18 protein-coding genes are annotated in these 19,493 nt (G+C 64.7%); 12 read left to right on the plus strand and 6 right to left on the minus strand.

What is annotated here, in order from left to right:
- Positions 1 to 5 precede the first annotated feature (5 nt).
- The 4 genes from V2I08_RS02665 to V2I08_RS02680 are packed head-to-tail and all read left to right on the plus strand — an operon-like array spanning position 6 to position 3,415.
- Positions 6 to 704, plus strand: coding sequence for a biotin--[acetyl-CoA-carboxylase] ligase (locus V2I08_RS02665; RefSeq protein WP_349633834.1), 699 nt, complete (start codon positions 6 to 8; stop codon positions 702 to 704).
- Between the two features lie 14 nt (positions 705 to 718).
- A complete protein-coding gene (locus V2I08_RS02670) occupies positions 719 to 1,498 on the plus strand; it encodes a type III pantothenate kinase (protein ID WP_349633796.1) in 780 nt (259 codons plus the stop codon).
- Positions 1,498 to 3,135, plus strand: a complete 1,638-nt coding sequence (locus V2I08_RS02675; RefSeq protein ID WP_349633797.1) for a ribonuclease J — start codon at positions 1,498 to 1,500, stop codon at positions 3,133 to 3,135. Before V2I08_RS02670 ends, V2I08_RS02675 begins: the two co-directional genes overlap by 1 nt.
- Before the next feature lie 10 nt (positions 3,136 to 3,145).
- Positions 3,146 to 3,415 (plus strand): DUF1467 family protein, encoded by a 270-nt coding sequence (locus V2I08_RS02680; protein ID WP_349633798.1) that lies wholly within the window; start codon positions 3,146 to 3,148, stop codon positions 3,413 to 3,415.
- Between the two features lie 71 nt (positions 3,416 to 3,486).
- On the opposite strand, the gene V2I08_RS02685 is transcribed toward V2I08_RS02680, so the two are convergent.
- A complete protein-coding gene (locus V2I08_RS02685; protein WP_349633799.1) occupies positions 3,487 to 6,153 on the minus strand; it encodes a hypothetical protein in 2,667 nt (888 codons plus the stop codon).
- A gap of 80 nt (positions 6,154 to 6,233) precedes the next feature.
- Here V2I08_RS02685 and V2I08_RS02690 point away from each other — a divergent pair, with 80 nt between their 5' ends.
- From V2I08_RS02690 to V2I08_RS02705, 4 genes are all read left to right on the plus strand, one after another.
- Positions 6,234 to 6,548: an Hpt domain-containing protein gene (locus tag V2I08_RS02690; protein ID WP_310222054.1), complete on the plus strand. Its 315-nt coding sequence runs from the start codon at positions 6,234 to 6,236 to the stop codon at positions 6,546 to 6,548.
- A gap of 78 nt (positions 6,549 to 6,626) precedes the next feature.
- Entirely contained in the window at positions 6,627 to 7,793 is a 1,167-nt protein-coding gene (locus V2I08_RS02695) for a hypothetical protein (RefSeq protein ID WP_349633800.1), read from the plus strand.
- A gap of 44 nt (positions 7,794 to 7,837) precedes the next feature.
- On the plus strand, positions 7,838 to 8,938 hold the full coding sequence (locus V2I08_RS02700; protein ID WP_349633801.1) for a hypothetical protein: 1,101 nt from the start codon (positions 7,838 to 7,840) through the stop codon (positions 8,936 to 8,938).
- Complete coding sequence (locus V2I08_RS02705; RefSeq protein WP_349633802.1) at positions 8,935 to 10,317, plus strand: HAMP domain-containing sensor histidine kinase; 1,383 nt, start codon at positions 8,935 to 8,937, stop codon at positions 10,315 to 10,317. The genes V2I08_RS02700 and V2I08_RS02705 overlap by 4 nt, the downstream gene beginning before the upstream one ends.
- Positions 10,318 to 10,442: 125 nt before the next feature.
- Here the strand turns inward: V2I08_RS02705 and V2I08_RS02710 are convergent, their stop codons facing one another.
- Positions 10,443 to 12,719, minus strand: coding sequence for a UvrD-helicase domain-containing protein (locus tag V2I08_RS02710; protein WP_349633803.1), 2,277 nt, complete (start codon positions 12,717 to 12,719; stop codon positions 10,443 to 10,445).
- A 103-nt stretch (positions 12,720 to 12,822) separates the two neighbouring features.
- Between V2I08_RS02710 and V2I08_RS02715 the strand changes: the two genes are divergently transcribed.
- Both V2I08_RS02715 and V2I08_RS02720 read left to right on the plus strand, forming a co-directional pair.
- Positions 12,823 to 13,218, plus strand: a complete 396-nt coding sequence (locus V2I08_RS02715) for a GFA family protein (protein ID WP_349633804.1) — start codon at positions 12,823 to 12,825, stop codon at positions 13,216 to 13,218.
- A gap of 139 nt (positions 13,219 to 13,357) precedes the next feature.
- Positions 13,358 to 13,747: a Fe-S oxidoreductase gene (locus V2I08_RS02720; RefSeq protein WP_349633805.1), complete on the plus strand. Its 390-nt coding sequence runs from the start codon at positions 13,358 to 13,360 to the stop codon at positions 13,745 to 13,747.
- A gap of 193 nt (positions 13,748 to 13,940) precedes the next feature.
- Here V2I08_RS02720 and rsmD read toward each other — a convergent pair whose 3' ends face one another.
- The gene (gene rsmD / locus V2I08_RS02725) at positions 13,941 to 14,492 is read right to left on the minus strand and encodes a 16S rRNA (guanine(966)-N(2))-methyltransferase RsmD (RefSeq protein WP_349633806.1); all 552 of its coding nucleotides are present in this window, start codon (positions 14,490 to 14,492) and stop codon (positions 13,941 to 13,943) included.
- Positions 14,489 to 15,382, minus strand: a complete 894-nt coding sequence (locus V2I08_RS02730; protein ID WP_405053616.1) for a pseudouridine synthase — start codon at positions 15,380 to 15,382, stop codon at positions 14,489 to 14,491. The genes rsmD and V2I08_RS02730 overlap by 4 nt, the downstream gene beginning before the upstream one ends.
- Positions 15,383 to 15,802: 420 nt before the next feature.
- Between V2I08_RS02730 and V2I08_RS02735 the strand changes: the two genes are divergently transcribed.
- Together V2I08_RS02735 and V2I08_RS02740 are read left to right on the plus strand one after the other, a co-directional pair.
- Positions 15,803 to 16,258: a response regulator gene (locus tag V2I08_RS02735; RefSeq protein WP_313924149.1), complete on the plus strand. Its 456-nt coding sequence runs from the start codon at positions 15,803 to 15,805 to the stop codon at positions 16,256 to 16,258.
- Positions 16,259 to 16,331: 73 nt separating this feature from the next.
- The gene (locus V2I08_RS02740) at positions 16,332 to 17,657 is read left to right on the plus strand and encodes an AmpG family muropeptide MFS transporter (protein ID WP_349633808.1); all 1,326 of its coding nucleotides are present in this window, start codon (positions 16,332 to 16,334) and stop codon (positions 17,655 to 17,657) included.
- Here the strand turns inward: V2I08_RS02740 and V2I08_RS02745 are convergent.
- A complete protein-coding gene (locus V2I08_RS02745; RefSeq protein WP_349633809.1) occupies positions 17,642 to 18,082 on the minus strand; it encodes a DUF6628 family protein in 441 nt (146 codons plus the stop codon). The genes V2I08_RS02740 and V2I08_RS02745 overlap by 16 nt on opposite strands.
- A 67-nt stretch (positions 18,083 to 18,149) precedes the next feature.
- Positions 18,150 to 19,472: a folylpolyglutamate synthase/dihydrofolate synthase family protein gene (locus V2I08_RS02750; RefSeq protein WP_349633810.1), complete on the minus strand. Its 1,323-nt coding sequence runs from the start codon at positions 19,470 to 19,472 to the stop codon at positions 18,150 to 18,152.
- Between the last annotated feature and the right edge of the window lie 21 nt (positions 19,473 to 19,493).

Consider the following 19,493-nt stretch of genomic DNA (forward strand, 5'->3'; position numbering starts at 1 on the left):
CGGATATACGTCTCGTTGAAGATACCGTATCGACCAATGCCGACATGCTGGCATTGGTCGATAGTGGTTTAAGCGAGGGAAACTGGCTGCGCGCCCGGCGTCAGAGCGGGGGCAGGGGACGGATGGGCCGAACATGGGACAGCCCGGTCGGCAATCTCTATTGCTCCACCCTGGTCCGCTTGCAGCCCAGCGACCCGCTACCCCATACGCTGGCATTGGTCGCGGCGAACGCCGTCCATGCCCTGGTCGCGCCATTGTGCGCGGGACAAGCCCGGATCAAATGGCCCAATGACATATTGGTCGACGGCGCAAAGATTGCAGGCATCTTGCTGGAGCGCGCCGGCGACACCATCGTCATCGGCATCGGCCTCAACGTCACTGATCATCCCCGCGATCTTGATCGCCCCGTCACCAGCCTCGCAGCGCAAGGGGCTACGGATGCGGAAGCCGGTGCGTTGCTCGACCGACTGGCCCAGATTTTCGCCCATTGGCTCGCCATCTGGCGCGCGCAAGGCCTCGACCCTGTGCGCACCCATTGGCTGCTCAACGCCCACCCCACCGGCACGCCAATGCGTGTGCAACAACCCGACGGCAGCACGGTGGAAGGCGCTTTCGACACGCTCGATCGCCAGGGCATGCTCATCCTGCGCTTGGCGAATGGTGAGAGCCGTGCCATTCACGCCGGTGATATCTTTCTCATCTGACCCAAGGATCTGCCATGCTTCTCGCGATCGACGCGGGCAATACCAATGTGGTTTTCGCGCTGCTCGACGGGCGGGACATCCGCGCACGCTGGCGCATCGCGACCGACGCGCGCCGCACGGCTGACGAATATGCGGTCTGGCTCAACCAGTTGCTGATGCTCGAAGGCTATAAGATCGCTGACGTCAACACCGTCATCATCGCGACGGTCGTGCCCCGTGCGCTGCATAATCTTCAGGTATTGGCCGAAAAATATTTTCACACGACCGCGTTGATCGCGGGCCAGTCGCCGCTCGACTGGGGCATCGAACTCGACGTGGCGGAGCCGGGATCGGTCGGCGCTGACCGGGTTGTAAACGCCATCGCTGCGCACCATCTTTACAGCGGCGACCTGATCGTCATCGATTTCGGCACCGCCACCACGTTCGACGTGATCGACTATAGCGGGGCCTATAAGGGCGGCATCATCGCGCCGGGTATCAATCTCTCGCTCGATGCGCTAGTAGCGGCCGCCGCGAAGCTGCCCCGGATCGCGATCGCCCCACCGGAAAATCGTTCGGTGATCGGGCGGACGACCGAGGCGCAGATGCATATAGGCGTATTTTGGGGCTATGTAGCCATGATGGAGGGGCTGGTCGCCCGCATGAGGGCCGAAATCGGCCGCCCGACCAGAGTTATTTCGACGGGGGGCCTCGCGGTCCTCTTCAACGACAACAGCGATATTTTCGATGCGATCGCGCCGGATCTGACGATTCAGGGCCTCGCGCTGATGCACGAACGGAGTTTACAAGCATAATGACACCCAAGGATGAGCTGCTCTTCCTGGCCCTCGGTGGGTCGGGCGAGATCGGCATGAACGTCAATCTTTACGGCTGCCAGGGCAAATGGGTCATGGTCGACCTCGGCATGACCTTCGGCGACCCCACCTATCCCGGCATCGAACTGATCCTGCCTGACCTCACCTTCATCGAGGAACGGCGCAAGGATCTGCTCGGCATCGTGCTGACGCACGGGCATGAGGATCATATCGGCGCGATCCCCTATCTCGCCGCTGACTTGGGCGTACCGCTCTATGCGACGCCCTTCACGGCGGGCCTGATCCGGCTCAAGCTGGAGGAAGAGGGCCTCACCAAGGAGGTCAAACTCCATGTGATCCAGAATGAAGGCAGCTTCAATCTGGGGCCGTTTGGCTTCCGCTATGTGCCGCTCGCCCACTCGATTCCAGAGGGCAATGCCCTGTTGATCGACACGCCGCACGGCAAGATTTTCCACACCGGCGACTGGAAGCTCGACGAGCGGCCGTTGCTCGGTGAACCGGCGACCCCCAAGGAACTGACTGCGATCGGCGACGAGGGCATCCTCGCCATGGTCTGCGACAGCACCAATGTCTTCAATGACAAGGCCAGCGGTTCCGAAGGTGATGTTCGCGAAGGACTGATGGAAACAATCGCCGGGGCCAAGGGTCGCGTCCTCGTCACCACCTTCGCCTCCAACGCCGCCCGCGTGCAGACGTTGGGCGAAGTCGCGACGGCAACGGGCCGCAAGGTGTGCGTCGCCGGGCGCTCGCTCGACCGCATCATCGGCATGGCCAAGGCCAGCGGTTATCTCAAGGACTTCCCGCCGACGGTCGATTGGGATGATGCGATGGCATTGCCCCGCAACGAAGTGATGATCATCGCGACCGGCGGGCAGGGCGAAGCCCGCGCCGCGCTTGCCCGCGTGGCGTTCGACAGCCATCCGATCAAGCTGGCCGAAGGCGACCTGGTCGTCTTCTCCTCCAAGCAGATACCCGGCAATGAAATCGCCATCGGCCGCATCCAGAATGCGCTTGCCATGTCGGGCGTGCTGATGGTCACGGACCGTCAGGCCGAAGTCCATGTGTCGGGCCACCCCGGTCGCCCGGAACTCGAAGCCATGTATCGCTGGATACGGCCCGAAATCCTGCTGCCCGTTCATGGCGAACGCCGCCATATGGCGGAGCAGGCGCGGTTGGCGCTGGCCAGCGGCATCCGCCACGCGCCGGTCCAGTCCAATGGCGACCTGTTGCGCCTCGCCCCCGGTGCGCCGGAGATTATCGGCAAGCAGGAGACGGGGCGCCTGGTGCTGGATGGCGACGTTATCCTGCCGGCCGATGGTGCCACCATCAACGAACGGCGCAAACTTGGCTTGCATGGCCAGATCAGCGTCGCCGTGGCGATCGACCGCAAGGGCAAGATGATCGGCAAGCCGACGCTGCGCACCCAGGGCGTGCCGGTCGAGGAAGACAAGGCCGCCTTCCTGGCCGAAGCATCGAATGATGCCGCGGCGGTCATTCCCAAAGGGTCGAGCGAGGATGACGCCGTGCGTGAGCGGATACGTCTCGCCGTGCGTCGCACCGCGACGCGCTGGACCGGCAAGAAGCCGATAGTGGACGTGCTGCTCATTCGCGCCTAATCAGGCGCGCATGAACCTCTACGCCATTTTCGCCATCTATTTTCTGATGTGGGTCGTGTGCGCCTTCATCATCCTTCCCTTCGGCATCCGCACGCCCGATGAAACGGGCGAGGTGATGTTGAAGGGGCAGGCGGACAGCGCCCCCAGCAACTTCCGCCCCGGCCGCGTCGCTATCCGGGCGACTATCATGTCGGCGGTCCTGTTCGGCCTCTATTATGCCAATTATGTGCAGGGCTGGGTCACGGTCGACATGCTACCCAGCTACACCGCCCCGCGCTGAACGCGCACCGTTCCCCCGCCTTCACGGAATAATGAGAGTGGCGTTCTTCGTCGCTGCGCGCGCATGGACGACTATTGCCGCAGCCGCTCGATCGCCTGCGCCAGCGCGACATAGAGCTTGCCCATGTCCGACGACAGCACGGCAACGCCCAGCGCATTGCCGTCGCGCGCCGACAGGATGATCCGCAGCATCGCTTCGAAATCATGGATGTAGCGGTTCACATGGTCGCGAAACTCGGCATCCTCATCATAATGAAGCGCGATCTCCCGCGATTCGCCCGCATCCAGCAGCTTCACGGCGCGGCGCGTAAACACCCCCCGGTCGCCCTTCAGATAGGCGGACCAGGCCGTGTCCGTCACGTCGTTGGACAATATCTTGGCAACGTCGATCGCCGTGCTGTTGAGCGATTCGATCAAGGCGGCCGAGCGGCGCGCGAAATGGTCGCGATCGCGATCTTCCGACGCCTGTTCGGCCTGCACAATGCGCTGCTCCACATTGGCGCTGGTGTCGGCGATGGTCAGCAACTGCCGGGTCAGTCGTTCTGACGCCTGATGCGCGGCCTTGATCGCTTCCTCGGCCACCTTGGCGACCTGTTCGATCTGCGCGGTGACCTTGTCGCCCAGCGCTCGCTGCATCGCCGCTTCGCTGGCGTCGCCCAGTTGCTGCGCCGCGTCGGGAATGGCGCGGGCCAACGCCTGCCGCGCCCGCTCGGCGGCCTGATCGGCCGTGTCCTTGACCCGCAACAGGGCGGTGACGAGGAGGGGGCCTGCTCCCTCGGTGATCCGCGTCGCGTCCTGATGTGCGCCATCCAGCGCAGCGCGCAGGCGATCGACCAATTGCCGATTGGCCTCCAGCCCGCTCTGCGTACTTTCCAGCCATTCGGTCAGGCGGCTGCCCTGTCCCCGCAACAGCGATTCGGCCTCTTCGGCACGGCCGACGAGCGCCTGCGAGATGGCCTCCAGCCGCTCCATTTCCGGCGTGGCGCTGCCCAGCAGCGCGCGGCTCTGTTCCATCCGGGCGTCGAACCGTTCGAGCGCCGCCGGATAGGTTTCATCCAGTTCGCGCACGCTCGAATCCAGCGCTACCAGCAAGGTTTCGGCGCTGCCAATCAGTTTGTCGGCGGTCAGGCCACCAGCCGCCAGCGCGCCGTCGATCCGCTGGGTCTCGACGGTCAGGCGGGCCAACGCCTCGGCCATCCGCTCGCTGCGCGTAAGGGTGGTTTCCTCCAGCGTCGCAAAGCGGCCTTCGGTCCCGGCAATCGTGTCATTCAGCCCGGTATGCAGGCTGTTCATCAACGCCTTCTGCCCTTCGACCAGATCGTTGATCTGATGCAGGCGGCTTTCGACATCGCCGATCGAGTCGGTCAGGCCAGCAACCGTGTCATTGCCGATCGCATCCAGGCTCTCACGCGACCGCGCGATCAGCGCATCCAGCGCCGACGCCTGCGCCGATAGCCGCGAATCGGTAAAGGTCAGGGCTTCCTCGGCCCGGTCGAGCGCGCCACCCATGCGTTGCCGCATTTCCTGCTCGATCAGATCCAGGTCGCGGGCGAGAGCGCCCATGACATTTTCGCTGGCGCTGCCGATCCCGGCCTGGGCTGCGGCGACCAGCGCGGTCAGCGTGTCCGCACGGCGCGTCAAACCATCATCGGTCGCGGCCATCGTCTCGCGCACCTGCGCCATCGCCTCGTCGAGCCGTTCGCGCAAATCGGCCTGCGCGCGATCAAGATCCGCGACCAGCGCCACCCGGACGCTTTCGCTCGTGGTGGTGACGCCTGCCTGCGCCGCCTCGACCAAGGCAGTGAGCGCGGCGGATTGCGCCTCCACATCCTGCCGGGTGCGATCCATCGCCTGTCGCGCGGTTTGCGCGGTGGCATCAATGCGCCCGGCGGCAATCTCTGCCATGCCGGTGACTTCCTCGGTCGCTGACCGGGTCGCTTCCTGCAACTGCGTCAACTGGCTCGACAGGCTCTTGGTCGCCGACAGGGTGCGCGCCCGCGCATCGTCGGACAATTCGCCCAACGCATGCAGCCGCGCCTCCAGCGTATCAATCCGGTCGCCCAGCGCATGGCCATTGTCCATGATCTGCGCTGCCATCCGGCCGGTGCGATCCTCCAGTTCGGGGATCGTACCGATCAGCGCGTCCATTTGCGCCATCAACGCGGCACCGGCGCGTTCGGCGGCTTCGGCTCGCTCCGCGCTGGCCTGGGTGCGGCTTGCGATCAGTTCAGCCGATGCCTCCATATTGCTGCTGGCGGCTGCGCCATAGCTGTCGAGCAATTCGGCCTGATCCTGCATCGTCTGGCGCGCCGCTTCCAACTGGGTGGCGATCCGCCCCAGCCGCAATTCCAGCAGGTCCGCTTCGGTGCGCAGTGCGCGTGCCGTGTCGAGATAGCGTCGCGATTCGGTGCGGCTGTTGCGGACCAACAGCAGATAGAGGAGCGCCAACAAGGTGAGCGGGATCAGCAGCGTCGCGATGGCATTGGCCCAGGCCGATGGACCGGCCCGCAGGTCGCCCGACGCGACCATAGCCCAACCGGCAAAGCCAATCCACGCCATTGCCACGAGCGTCAGGGCGATGCGCACCCGCTTGACCCAGGCCTGGCCGGAACCGGCCGCCGGATCATCTTCTTCGATGTCCAGAACCGCTTGTTTCAAAAGCAGGATGTCGTCCGCTTGCGCGGGCGTCTCCGATGGTTCGTCGCGCCAGAACTCGACGATTGTGCTGCCCCCTGTCATGCACGCATCCTAGCATCTTTTCCGCTCGCGGGAATGCCCCGTTACCAAAACTTAACCCGTCTTCGATAGCGTTGGTCGCCATGTCCTATGATCCAGGTGCCCTTGACGCGGCTTTGGCCGCCGCTGTCGGCGATGATCGCGCGTTGATCGCGGATCTGCGCGTCGCTTTCCTGGAAAGCGCCGCGCGCCAAGTCGATTTGCTGGGCCGCGCCCGCTGCGACGCCAACTGGACGCTGGCGGCGTGGCGGTTGAAGGGCTTGGCCGCCAGTTTCGGGCTGACGACATTGATGGCATTGGCTGACGAAGCGGCACAGGCGGCACCGGGTGATCCGCGCGCGCTGCGGCGATTGCGCACGGCGCTGGCGGGCTTGGAGCAAGCTATTCCGCACGATTGATACGGCTTTGCTTGCGTCTGCCCTCCGGCCTTGCAAAAAGGTCGGCCTAACCACCAATGGGTCGACAAGCACAAAAATATGAGTTTTTCCGCGATTCTCAGCGCCAGCCGCACGACGGCCGATACGCCCGCTGGCTTGCGCGCGAGCCTGCATTTCGCGGGTCAGACGCTGGTTGAATATCAGGCGCGGCAGGCGGCGCGCGCGGGTGCCGACCGAATCATGATCCTGGTCAGTGTCATTACGCCCGCCGTGTCGCAGGCGGTCGATCGGTTGAGCGCGGACGGTATTGCCGTGGCGCTGGTGCGCGACATGATATCCATGGTGCGCGATGTGCCCCGCGACGCCGACGTCCTGCTGATCGCCGACGGCGCGATTGTGGCGCAGGCGCATATCGACGCGCTGGGAGCGAATGAGGGCAACGCATTGCTCGTGGCAGACGACACCCGCGCCAGTGCCCCGTTCGAACGAATCGATGCGGGTCAGCGCTGGGCGGGCGTCGCGCGGATCAGTCCCGCTTTGATGTTCGATACGCTCGACATGATCGGCGACTGGGACTTGTCGCTGACGCTGGTGCGTGCCGCGGTGCAAAAGGGTGCGCGCCGCATCACCGCGCCGCAGGACGATCTGCTCGAAGGCCGCGTCGCTATCGTCGATAGCCAGCAACAGGCGGAACTGGTGGCGCAGGCGGTTACGGCCGCCGGTGTGTCGCGCGCGCCGACGCGCGGCGGCATTGAACATTATGTCCTTGCGCCGCTCGCCCGCATGGCCAGCGCCCCGCTGATGCGGATGCAGGTGCCGGCCTTTCAACTTCGCATCGCCGCGATCGCGCTCGGTGCCGTTGCCCTCATACCGATTGAACTGCTCTGGCCGCTGACCGGCTTCTGCCTGTTGCTGATCGCGCTGCTCTTGGCGGAACTGGCGGATCGGCTTGACATGATGGCGCTGCGGCCCCTCCCTGGAGGGGTGCTGGCCTTTGCCACGCCGGTCATGGCGCTGATCGGCATCGTCCTTGCGGGCCGCAGTCCGCTCGCGGTCGATCTCGCTTTGCTGCTGGCGATCATTTCCGTTGCCGACCGTCAGGGGCGCATTGGCGAGGCGCGGCCGTGGATGATCTTCACACCCGGCAGCGCGCTGCTGCTGATGTTCGCAACCGGCCTGTTCGGCGTGCTGGCGCAGGGATTGCGCGTTGCCATGCTGCTCGCCGTGGCCTCAATCGGCGCGATCATATTGCGGCGTCGATCGTAAAGATTTCCTGCGGACGGTTTAGTGCATTTTAAGGACGTGCGGTTATGCTGCACCGCATGAGCGTCTTTTCGTCCCTTGCCGGTTCGACCATGACGGATAGCTGGCCGATGACGCGAGTCTTGGCGGGCATGTCCGCCGTGCCGGTCGGTCATGCCATCGACCTGGCCTTTTTCTTTCCGAAGGACGATCGCCAGCGCCATGACGCGCTGATCGCGGAGACGCGGCGGCATCTGGGTGGCTGCCTGACGGCGATCGAAATGGCGCTGCGCGTCTCGCTCGATCATGCCCCGGCCATCGCCACCGCCCTGGACCCCTGGCCCGATCCCGTCTGCTGGCGGATGCTCTGCGATCATCCCGCCATGCTCAGCCCCGCCTTGCTCGCCCATATGCAGATGCGCGCTGGCGTCACGCTGATGCTGCGCCAGTTCGGCCAGCCCGGTGCCGACCACATTACCGAGGAGGAGGGCGAACCGCTGCTGCGCGCCGACGATCCGCTGATCGGCAACGCCGTTTCCGCGCTCACTCTGGCCGAAGGGCGCTGGATTGCGCGCGGGGGAGAGGATCAGCCGATGCGGCCCGATCTGCCCGCCGAATATCATGCCGAACTGGTCTGGACCGCCGCCGCTTGCCTCGCGTCGATCGCGCGGCGCGGCGCGGGGGAGGCGGGCGACGCGATGCTGGTCGCGTTCGAGCGGTCGGGCTGGGCCTTGCTCGCCGACCATGACGAAAGCGTCAGCCCGATCGCCGAGGCCGAGCGGCTCGTGCGCGGCATGGGCGCGGCGGCCGATGCGCCCGATCTGCTGGGGGCAGCGCTCGACCAACGGCGCTTCCTGCTCTTTGCCGCGCTCGCCGCCCGACGACTGCGGATGCGCGCGATGCAGGTCATTGACATATTGGTGATGGGTCCAGTGGCGCAGATTGCGACTTTGTGCCGGGCGCTCGGCGGGGCGGATGCCGATTATCGCCATCTGCTCCTGTCGCTGCGCCCGATTCGCCCTGCGCTGTCGGACCTCGCCATCGTCGAGGCTTCGGCCCATTATCGCGATCTGCCCGAAATGGCGGCCGATGCGGCGGTCAGCGCCCTGCGCACGCCAGCGCCCTTCCGCGCGAAGCTCGACCATCTACTGCAAGTCACCGCGCGTTGAACATGCCGCTCCATCCGGCCATCGTGCGCGCAACCGTCGCCAGTGACGGGCGGCTGCTCAGCGCCGACGCGCCACTGCTCGCGCTGCAGGAGGAAGCGGGCGGCAGCCTTGGTTCTCTGCTCGTCATCCCCCAACTCGCCGCCATCGCCCGGTTGACCCAGCGTCTCGGCGTTCCCGTTTCGCGGCCCGTCGCCGCTGCCGCCGAACGCGGCGACATTGATATGTGGGTGCGCGCCAAGCCCGATAGCGCGGGCGTATCGCTCTCGATCATCGACTGGCAGGAGCGGCCGATTCCGGTCGCCCCGGTCGAGCCGATCGACCGCGAAGCCGATATCGCTACCCTGGCCGAAGGTTGGACCTGGCAGGTCGACACGCAGTTGCGTTTTCAAATGGCGATGGACAATTGCGGGCCGCAGGGCGCGCTGCCGCGCGATCCGCCGCTGCCGGGCAGCCGCTTTTCCGCCTATTTCGAGCTGCGCGCTGATGCCGATGGGGACATGGCGATGCTGCGTGGCTTTGCCCAGCGGCGCGCCTTTCGCGATCAGGATGCCGCGCTGGTCAGCGATCCCGCTCGCCTGTTTCGTCTATCTGCTGTTCCGCTGTTTGACCTGGCGGGTCATCTCATGGGCTATCGCGGCACCGCTATGCCGCTGGAACGCGCCGTCATCGCACCGCTTGCGCAGGAAAGCGCGACCCTCGCGCTCTATCCGGGCGAATTTGGCAAGCGGCTCGACCGCTCGTTGCGCCAGCCGCTGGGGCGAATCATCGCCAATGCCGATACCATCAGCGCGCAGATGGAGGGGCCGCTCCGTCCCGATTATGCGGGCTATGCCAAGGATATCGCCTCGGCCGGGCGGCACCTGATGGCACTGGTCGATGATCTCGCCGATCTTCAGGCGATCGACCGGCCCGATTTCGCCGTCATCGCCGAAGAGGTCGACCTGGCCGATCTCGGACGGCGCGCCGCCGGATTGCTCACCGTCAAGGCGCTCGATCGCCGCATCACCATCCTGCCGCCGCAGGAGGATCAAAGCCTGCTCGCCACCGGCGAATTTCGCCGCGTGCTGCAAATCCTCGTCAACCTCATCGGCAACGCCGTGCGATATGCGCCCGAAGAGACGCAGGTTCGCATCGTCACCGAATCCGCGCCCGGCGAAGCGCGCATCATGGTGATCGATCAGGGGCAGGGCGTGGCGCTCGCCGATCGCGAACGCATATTCGAGAAATTCGAACGGCTTGGCCGCGATGATGCGGGCGGGTCAGGCCTCGGCCTCTATATCTCACGCCGCCTCGCACGCGCCATGCACGGCGACATCCGCATCGGCGGCGCACCAGGCGAAGGTGCCCGTTTCATCCTGTCGCTCCCCCGCGCCGACTGACCGTTACGAGCCGCAGCATACCTGTTCCCCGACGAAGGTCGGGGTCCAGTTCCACGCTCTGATCTGGACCCCGACCTTCGTCGGGGAACAGGACAAACGGCAGGCGCCAGCTTTGGGCATCACTCTCAGGGCCGCGAGACGAAACTGTCCATCACTCGCTTGCGGCCCGCCGTCTCGAAATCAATCTCCAGCTTGTTGCCCTCAATCTCCGCGACGATGCCATAGCCGAACTTCTGATGAAAGACGCGCAATCCCACGGCCATGTCGCTGCGCCCCTTATTGCCGATCGACACGGCGGCGGTGCGCGCCTCGACTATCCGCACGGGTTCGCGGCTGAACTGGCCCGATGACTGTGCGCGTTGCCAGCCCGGCCCGCGCCCTTCGCCGCGCCCGACATGGGCAAAGGGATCTTCGCGCTCCGACCAATTGGCCCGCCATAAAGACGCGCCGCCGGTCATGCTGCTTTCTTCCTCGACATGCTCCGGCGGCAATTCGCCCACGAAACGCGACGGGATCGAACTCGTCCACTGGCCATAGATACGCCGGTTGGCGGCATGCAGGATGGTGCAGCGCTTGCGCGCCCGCGTGATCGCGACATAGGCCAGCCGCCGCTCTTCCTCCAGGCTGTTGAGCCCGCCTTCGTCGAGCGCCCGCTGCGACGGGAAAATACCTTCCTCCCACCCGACCAGGAAGGTCGAGTCAAACTCCAGCCCCTTGGCGGCATGGATGGTCATGATGGTGATCTTGGCAGACTCGGCCTGCGCCTCATTATCCATAACCAGCGAGACATGCTCCAGAAACGCACCCAGCGTCTCATATTCCTCCATCGCCCGCGTCAATTCGGTCAGGTTTTCCAGCCGCCCCGCGCTTTCGGTGCTGCGTTCGGCCTGCAACATCGCGGTATAGCCGCTCTCGTCCAATATCTGTCGCGCCAGTTCCGCATGGGGCAATTGCGCCGCCCGGTCGCGCCAACGCGCCAGATCGCCGACGAAACTGCCGAGCGACCGCCGCGCCTGCGGTGTCAGTTCGTCGGTGTCCAATATCCGCGCGGCGGCATGGAGCAGCGGGATACCCTCCGCCCGCGCCAGCCGATGCAATTTCTCCACCGCCTTGTCGCCCAGGCCACGCTTGGGCACATTGACGATCCGCTCGAACGCCAAATCATCCGCGGGTTGGTTCACCAGCCGCAAATAGGCGAGCGCATCGCGGATTTCGGCGCGCTCATAGAAGCGGAACCCGCCGACGATGCGATAGGGCAGGCCGATCTGGATGAAGCGATCCTCGAACTCGCGAGTCTGGTGCTGCGCGCGCACCAATATGGCAACCTCGTCCAGCGAACCGCCATCGCGCTGGATCGTCTCGATCTCCTCGCCGACCCGCCGCGCTTCCTCCGGCCCATCCCATATGCCGATGACGCGCACCTTCTCGCCCACGTCAATGTCGGTCCACAATGTCTTGCCCAGCCGCGTGCCATTCTCGGCGATCACCCCGGACGCGGCTCCCAAAATATGCGGAGTCGATCGATAATTTTGTTCTAGTTTGATGATCGTCGCGCCGGGAAAATCCTTTTCGAACCGCAGGATATTGGCAACCTCTGCGCCACGCCATGAATAGATGGACTGGTCGTCATCGCCCACGCAGCAAATATTCTTGCGCGTCTGGGCGAGCAGCCGCAGCCACAGATATTGGCTGGAGTTCGTATCCTGATATTCGTCCACCAATATATAGCGAAACCGCTCCTGATAGCTTTGCAGCACATCGCGATGCTTTTTCAAAATCGTCAGAACATGCAGCAGCAAGTCTCCGAAATCACAGGCATTAACCGCACGCAATCGCGCCTGATAGGCGGCATAGAGTTTCTGCCCCTGACCATTGGCATAGCCTTCGCTCTCGCCCGCGCCGACATCCTCCGGGGTCCAGCCCTTATTCTTCCACTGGTCGATGAGGCCGCCCAATTGCCGCGCGGGCCAGCGCTTCTCGTCAATCCCTTCCGCCTGAATCAACTGCTTCATCAGCCGCAATTGATCATCGGTGTCGAGGATGGTGAAATTGGATTGCAGCCCTACCAGTTCGGCATGACGGCGCAGCATCTTGGCCGCAATGGAATGGAAAGTGCCAAGCCACGGCATCCCCTCCACCGCCGGACCAATCATCTTGCCGACCCGCTCCCGCATTTCGCGGGCGGCCTTGTTGGTGAAGGTGACGGACAGGAATTGCGAGGGATAGGCGCGGCCCGTGGCGACCAGATGCGCCAGCCGCGCGGTCAGCGCCGCGGTCTTGCCCGTGCCTGCGCCCGCCAGCACCAGCACCGGCCCTTCGGTCGTCAGCACGGCCTCACGCTGGGGCGGGTTCAAACCCCGCAAATAGGGCGGATCATTGGGCGAGGGCAATGGAAGAGTCATGGAGGACAACTAGGGATAGGGGGCGACAGGGGCAAGGCATGACCCTTGCGGCGAAGCGCCTTCTATGAGAACAAAAGGCGAATCATGCAAGGGAGGACAAGCGATGTTGTCAGGAGGATGTCATTGCGGCGCGATCCGCTACGAGGCGCAGGGCGAACCGGCGCATAGCGCACTGTGCCATTGCAAGGATTGCCGCACCAGTGCGGGCGCGCCGATGGTTGGCTGGGCGCTATACCCACAGGAGGCGGTGACGATCAGCGGCACGCCGGTCGAATATCGCTCCTCCGAACATGCCATCCGCCATTTCTGCGGAACGTGCGGTTCGGGGTTGTTCTACACAAATGCCACGATTTTCCCCGGCAAGATCGACATCCAGACCGGCACGCTGGACGATATCAGCGCTCTGCCGCCGCAAGCCCATATCCAGATGGCCGAAGCCGCCGACTGGATGGCCAACGCCCATCTGCTGCCCAAATTCGATCGCTTCCCTGGCGAATAGGGCCGATTCGCCTTTCCTTTCATGGCACCAGCGCCTCGGTTCGTCGCCAGCGGCGGAACGGAGATGGCCTAGCGCCGGTTCTTTCGACGCCCCCGCAGCAGAACGGGGCAGCGACAAGAATAAGGAAAGGATCCCCCCGATGAAATCCCTCATGTTCGCAGGCGCAGCTTTGATAGGTATCGCCTCACTTGGCACCACGGCGATTGCGCAGGATATGCCCGCCAACCAGATGCCCGGTGACGCAATGACGCCGCAAGGTGATCCATCCATGGGGCCACCGCCGCCCGCAGAAGACCCCAATGCAGGCATGCCGACCGGCGCAGTCCCCGCTGATCCCGGCATGGCGCCAGCTCCGCCCGGCGCGCCGCGCGACCCGGCCGCACCCATGGGCTCGTCAAACAATCCCGTCACGGTCGGCGGCAATATGACTCCCCCGCCCGCCGAGGCGAAGGACTATCCGGTCTGCTCGAAAACGGTAACCGACGAGTGCGTGAACCCAAGCGAAGCGCGGAAGATGCGTAAGCGCTGAGCCGATCCATATAGGTGTGGAGGACGCGAATGACAGGTCTGTCGCTCGCGTCCTTAATGTCTTTAAGATATATCCAAGATATATCCAAGATAGATCCAAGATAGATCGTAATGGCTCGTGAAAAAGCGATTCCATTGTCCGCATCGCTGTCCGCTTTTCGATTATGGAAACGAAGGAAACCGCCTTGGTGGCGCTAGGCGTCGCTTTGCCCCTCTGCCCGAAGCAGGGTAATCCGCGCCTTGCCCACATCCCGCACCGTGTCGATAGTAAAGCCCTTCACCACCACATCCTCGCGCTTGTCGGTTTCGATGCTGATCCAGCTGGCCGGACTGGTCCAGCCCAGCCGCGACAGCTTGTCGAGCGCGACCTGCCCCGCGCCTGTGCCATAGGGCGGGTCCATGAAGATGAGGTCGAGCGGCTTGGGTGCCTGTCCCAGCGTCAGCACACTCGCCGCGCGAACATCAGGGCGAATGCCCAGCCGCTCCGCATTGGCGCGGATCGCGTCGAGCGCGGGCTTGTCCTGTTCCACGAACAGGCAGGACGCCGCGCCGCGCGACAGCGCCTCGAACCCCAAGGCGCCGGAGCCTGCGAAGAAGTCCGCCACGGCCAGCCCCTCGAACGATCCGATCCGGCTGGTCAGCATCGAAAACAGCGCCTCGCGCGTCCGATCGCCGGTGGGGCGGGTGGCATCGCCCTTGGGCGCGGTCAGTGGACGGCCACGCCATTGGCCCGAAATGATCCTCATTTCGCGTCCTTCAATGTCTTGCGGAATATCGCCAGATCCTGTTCGCTGACTTCCGCCACCATGCCGATCGGCAGGTCAGCGAGGACGAACGGACCATAGCTGGTGCGGATCAGGCGGTTGACCTGCAACCCCAGATGTTCAAGCACGCGCCGCACTTCGCGGTTCTTGCCTTCGGTCAGGGTCATTTCGATCCACTGGTTGCGCCCGGTGCGCCGTTCCAGATTGGCCTCGATCGGACCATAGCGGACGCCATCGACTTCCAGCCCGTCGAACAAATCTTCCAACTGCGCCTGGCTGATCTCGCCAAAGGCCCGTGCGCGATAGGTGCGCGGCACGCCGGTCGAGGGCAGTTCCATCTGCCGCTTGAACCCGCCATCGGTGGTGAGCAGCAACAGACCCTCGGTATTCATGTCGAGCCGCCCGATCGGGATGACGCGGGGCAGGTCGGCGGGCAGCCGGTCATAGATGGTCGGTCGCCCGACCGGATCGCGCTCGGCCGTCAGGCAGCCGCTCGGCTTGTGGAACAGGAACAGCCGGGTCGGGGCAGGGGCCGCGACCGCCACGCCATCCACCGCCACGCCCGCAAGCGAAGCGAGTAGGGTGGCGGGCGTTTCGACCGTCGCGCCGTCTAGTGTGACGCGGCCTTCCTCGATCATCCGTTCCACTTCCCGGCGCGAGGCGATGCCCGCGCGCGCCAGCAGCTTGGCGATACGCTGCGGTTCGCCTTTGCCATCGCTGGCGGTGGCATGGGCAGGATGCGGGTTGGCGGTGGTCTTGGGGCCAGTGCCCGACCGGCGCGGTGGCTTGTTGGCCCAAGGCTTGGCAGCAGTGCCGAAGGCCGCGCCGCGCGGCTTGTCGCTATCATTGCGGCGGGGAGGGCGCACAAGCACATCGGCCTTGGCAGTCACCGGCCGGGTGCGGTCGCGTCCGGTGCGGTCTCCACTGGGAGCGGCATCGGGCCGTGGGCCACGCCCAGGCTGGGCACGTTCGCCCGGCTTGGCAAAGCGCGGTTTGCCGCCTGTCGCTTCGTCGCGACCCGGCGCAAAGCCTGGCCGCTTGCCGGGGCCACCGGGGCGTTTAGGGCCGCCGGGGCCGGACCGGCGTGGCGGTCCTGATTTTTTCGGCGGTTCCACGGATAAGTTCCTTTGCGTAGGCTCTGGCTCTCCCCATATGGGCAATAAGCCAGCAACAGGCTGAAATGTGCCGTCCCGGCGCTTGAGCGAGGGGGTAAAAACCCATCGCTTCGGCAACCCGGCGCGGGGGCGCGGCGTTTGTTCGGTTGCATGGCGGAAACAGGGCGGACTTGGCAAATGTTTTTCGGGCTTTTGAATAGCGGGAGCGTGCGCCTTCCGCGCCGCAAGGCAATCCGCACCGTCTTGGTGGTGGAGGATGAACCGCTGGTCGCGTTCGACAATGAACATGCGCTGGAACAGGCCGGATACAGCATTGCCGCGACCGTCGATGATTATGACCATGCCGTCGCCGTGATCGACGGCGGGGAACTGGATCTCGTCATCGCCGACGTCGCCCTCCATGGCCCCAAGAGCGGCATCGACGTCGCCCGCCACGCTCATGCCAAGGGATTGCCGGTGCTGTTCGTGACCGGCCATTGCCCGATCGACGCCCGCGAACTGGCGGTCGGATGCCTCGCCAAACCCTATGCCCCTCGCGATCTGGTCGCCGCGATCCGGGTGATCGACGCCCGGCTGCGCGGCGCACGTCCGCCACGCTTGCCGGTAGGCCTCAGCCTGTTCGAGCCAAACTGACCCCACGCAACGCTTGCCAGCCCGGCGCGAGGCCATATGGTGGCGCGCAACAGGACGATACCGGGGGAATGAAGTGACTGACGCCATTGCGGGCCGCAAAAGCTGGCTCGACGCCGTGAAACCTTATGTGGAAAAAGCGCCGCTGGCCGCTTTCTTCCTGGGGGTGTCGTCGGGGTTCCCCTTCGCCATGATCGGTGCCACGCTGACGACCCGGCTGGCGCAGGACGGCATCGACAAGAAGGCAGTCACCGCCTTCACGCTCGCCTTCCTTGTCTATAATCTCAAATGGCTTTGGGCCTGGCTGGTCGATGGCGTCCGCTTGCCGCTGCTCGGCCGATTGGGCCAGCGCGTCTCCTGGCTGGTTTTTGCGGGGTTGCTGGTCATGGCCGCGGTCGTCAATCTGGCGCTGGTCGATCCCTCCGCCAGCCTGATTAATACCGCCTATGCCGCGATATTGGTGGGCATGGCAGGCGCGACATTCGACATCGTGATCGATGCCTATCGCATCGAAACATTGAAGCCCGAACAATTGGGCGTCGGGTCGGGCATGTCGCAATATGGCTGGCGCATCGGATCGGTCGCGGCGGGTGCGTTGGCGCTGGTGCTGGCGGCACGGATCGGCTGGCAGGGGGCCTATATGGCCTGCGCCATATTCGCATTGCCCGCCATGCTGACCGGCCTGCTGCTGGGCGAACCGGAACGGCACCGCGATCCGCTGGCGCGCCGGGGCGCAAGCGAGTTGTGGCAATCCATTTCAGGGCCGCTGCTCGAATTTTTCCGCCGACGCGGAGCCATGCTCGTGCTGCTGTTCATCCTGCTGCACAAGATCGGCGATACGCTGGCAAACCTGACGTTCCGCCTGCTGTTCGACGACATGGGCTACAGCAATGACGAAATCGCCATCTATGACATTGGCATTGGTTTTTGGGCCTATCTGATCGGCATCTTCATCGGCGGCATCCTCTACGCCCGAATCGGCATGAAGCGGTCGGTGCTGCTCAGCCTGATCCTGATGGGCGTGTCCAATGTCAGCTTCGCCGCGCTGGCGGCGCTGGGCAAAAGCAATTGGGGCATGGCCGGCGCGATCGGGTTCGAGAATTTCGCGAGCGGGATCGGCGGCGTCACCGTGGTCGCTTATTTCTCGGCTCTGTGCGACCTGCGCTTTACGGCGGCGCAATATGCGCTGATCTCGGCGGCGGCAAGCATCGTCGGGCGGTTTTTGACGGGCACGACAGCGGGCGGTCTGATCGAACAGTTTGGCTATGTCGATTTCTACCTGTTCACCACCCTGGCGGCGATGCCGGGGATCGCGCTGTTCTGGCTGATGATGCGCGCCGGGCTGATCGACGCCAGCGTCGGCACGGCCGCGACGGATCGCACAGCTCAGCCGCCCGAATAGAGTTCGAGCGGCCGCCCCAGATCGGCATGCGCCTGCGCGACTGCCTGCATGCAGGTGAGCGCGCCCAATGCATGGTCATTGCCGAGCAGGTCGGTCAGTTGCTCATAAGCGGCGTTGGGATCACGCAGCGCTTCGCCCGTCGCCTGCATCAACATCCCCTCATCCGCGGTCATGCGCGCGCAGCAGCAGGGCGCGACCAATATCTTACGGCTGGAGGCGCGGGCGAGTTCCAGCATCATGGCCCGCATCAGCACCAATGGGCGACGGTAGCTGCGCCCGAACGCACCCAACATGGCGTTGGCGGCATGGGCGTCATTGACGCCTGCGCTGGCCATGCGGCGCATGACGAACAGGAATAGCCGGTTGCCATAGCCCGTGGGCATGGGCCGGGGCAGATCGAGGGGGGAGGTCTCTCCATGAGCCATGATGATACGCCTTCTGCGGTGATTGCTCTCCGCAGACTACGCTATTGCGAGTTAGTCGCAAGTATAATCAGTCAGGCAATTGCGCGTTTAGTCGCAAAATTTCGCCCGCCAGATAGAGCGAGCCGCCGATCAGCAGCTTAGGCGCAGCATCGCCCAGCGCGGCTATGGCCCCGATAGCGCCTTGCGCATCATCATGCGCCGTGCAGCCAATGCCCCATTGTGCCGCGATCGCGGCGAAACGTTCCGCCGGATGATGATCATGACCGGGGACAGGCAGTGCATGAATATGGGCGATCCGTCCGGCAAAGGGCGCAAGGAAGGCATCGACATCCTTGTTGGCCAGCATGCCGATGACGAGCTGCAACTTGTGGCCTTCCAGCCGCTCCGGCGTGAAGAAGGCACTGATCGCCTCGCCCGCGCCCGCATTATGCCCGCCATCGAGCCAGGCGGTGGCACCGGCGGGCAATAGCGCCAGCAGCGGGCCATGGTCGAGCCGCTGTAGTCGCGCGGGCCAATGCGCCCAGAGCGGCGCTGCCTTGAGCGCTGCGTCTGAAAGTGGGACAGCGTTTTGATGGCGCAGCATGGCAAAAGCCAGTGCGGCATTTTGCACCTGATGCGCACCCGCCAGGCGGGGGAGTGGTGCGTCAATCCGACCCTGATCGTCGCGATAATGGAGCCGGTCGCGATAGACGGCGGCGTCCCAGCCATCGCCTTGGGCGATCCAGGTGGTGCGCGCCTTGGCCACGGCGTCGATCATCACGGGGAAGAGGGATTCGGCGTAGCGCTGCGTCACCAGCGGCGCGCCGGGCTTGGCGATTCCTGCCTTTTCCGCCGCGATCTCAGCCAGTGTATCACCCAGAAAGGCCTGATGATCGATCCCAAGCTGGGCGATGCCGCAGACGACCGGATCGGCGATGATGTTGGTCGCGTCGAGGCGACCACCCAGGCCCACTTCGATGATGCAGGCGTCGGCTGGATGTTCGGCGAAGGCCAGGAACGCGGCCGCCGTGGTGACCTCGAAGAAGCTCGCCCCGATACCCTCGGCAATGTCCAATACGCGCGCGAGATAGCGGGCAAGCGCTTCGTCGCTGATGAGTTGCCCCGACACGCGGATGCGTTCGTTGAAGCGCACAAGGTGCGGCGAGGTGAAGACATGGACGGTCTTGCCATCCGCCTCCATCGCCGCGCGCAGGAAGGCGCAGGTCGACCCCTTGCCGTTAGTGCCCGCGACATGAAAGACTGGCGGCAGGGCGCGATGGGGGTCGCCCAGCCGCGTCATCAACTGGGTGATGCGCTCCAGCCCCAATATGTCGGCACCCGGCGATAGCGACCAGAGCCGGTCAAGCTGCGCCTGCACCTGCGGGTCGTCCGAAACGGCATGATCGGCCATAAGCGCGTCCCCCCGGCGCGT

It is taken from the genome of Sphingobium sp. MK2, from assembly GCF_040170545.1.
Lineage (GTDB): Bacteria > Pseudomonadota > Alphaproteobacteria > Sphingomonadales > Sphingomonadaceae > Sphingobium.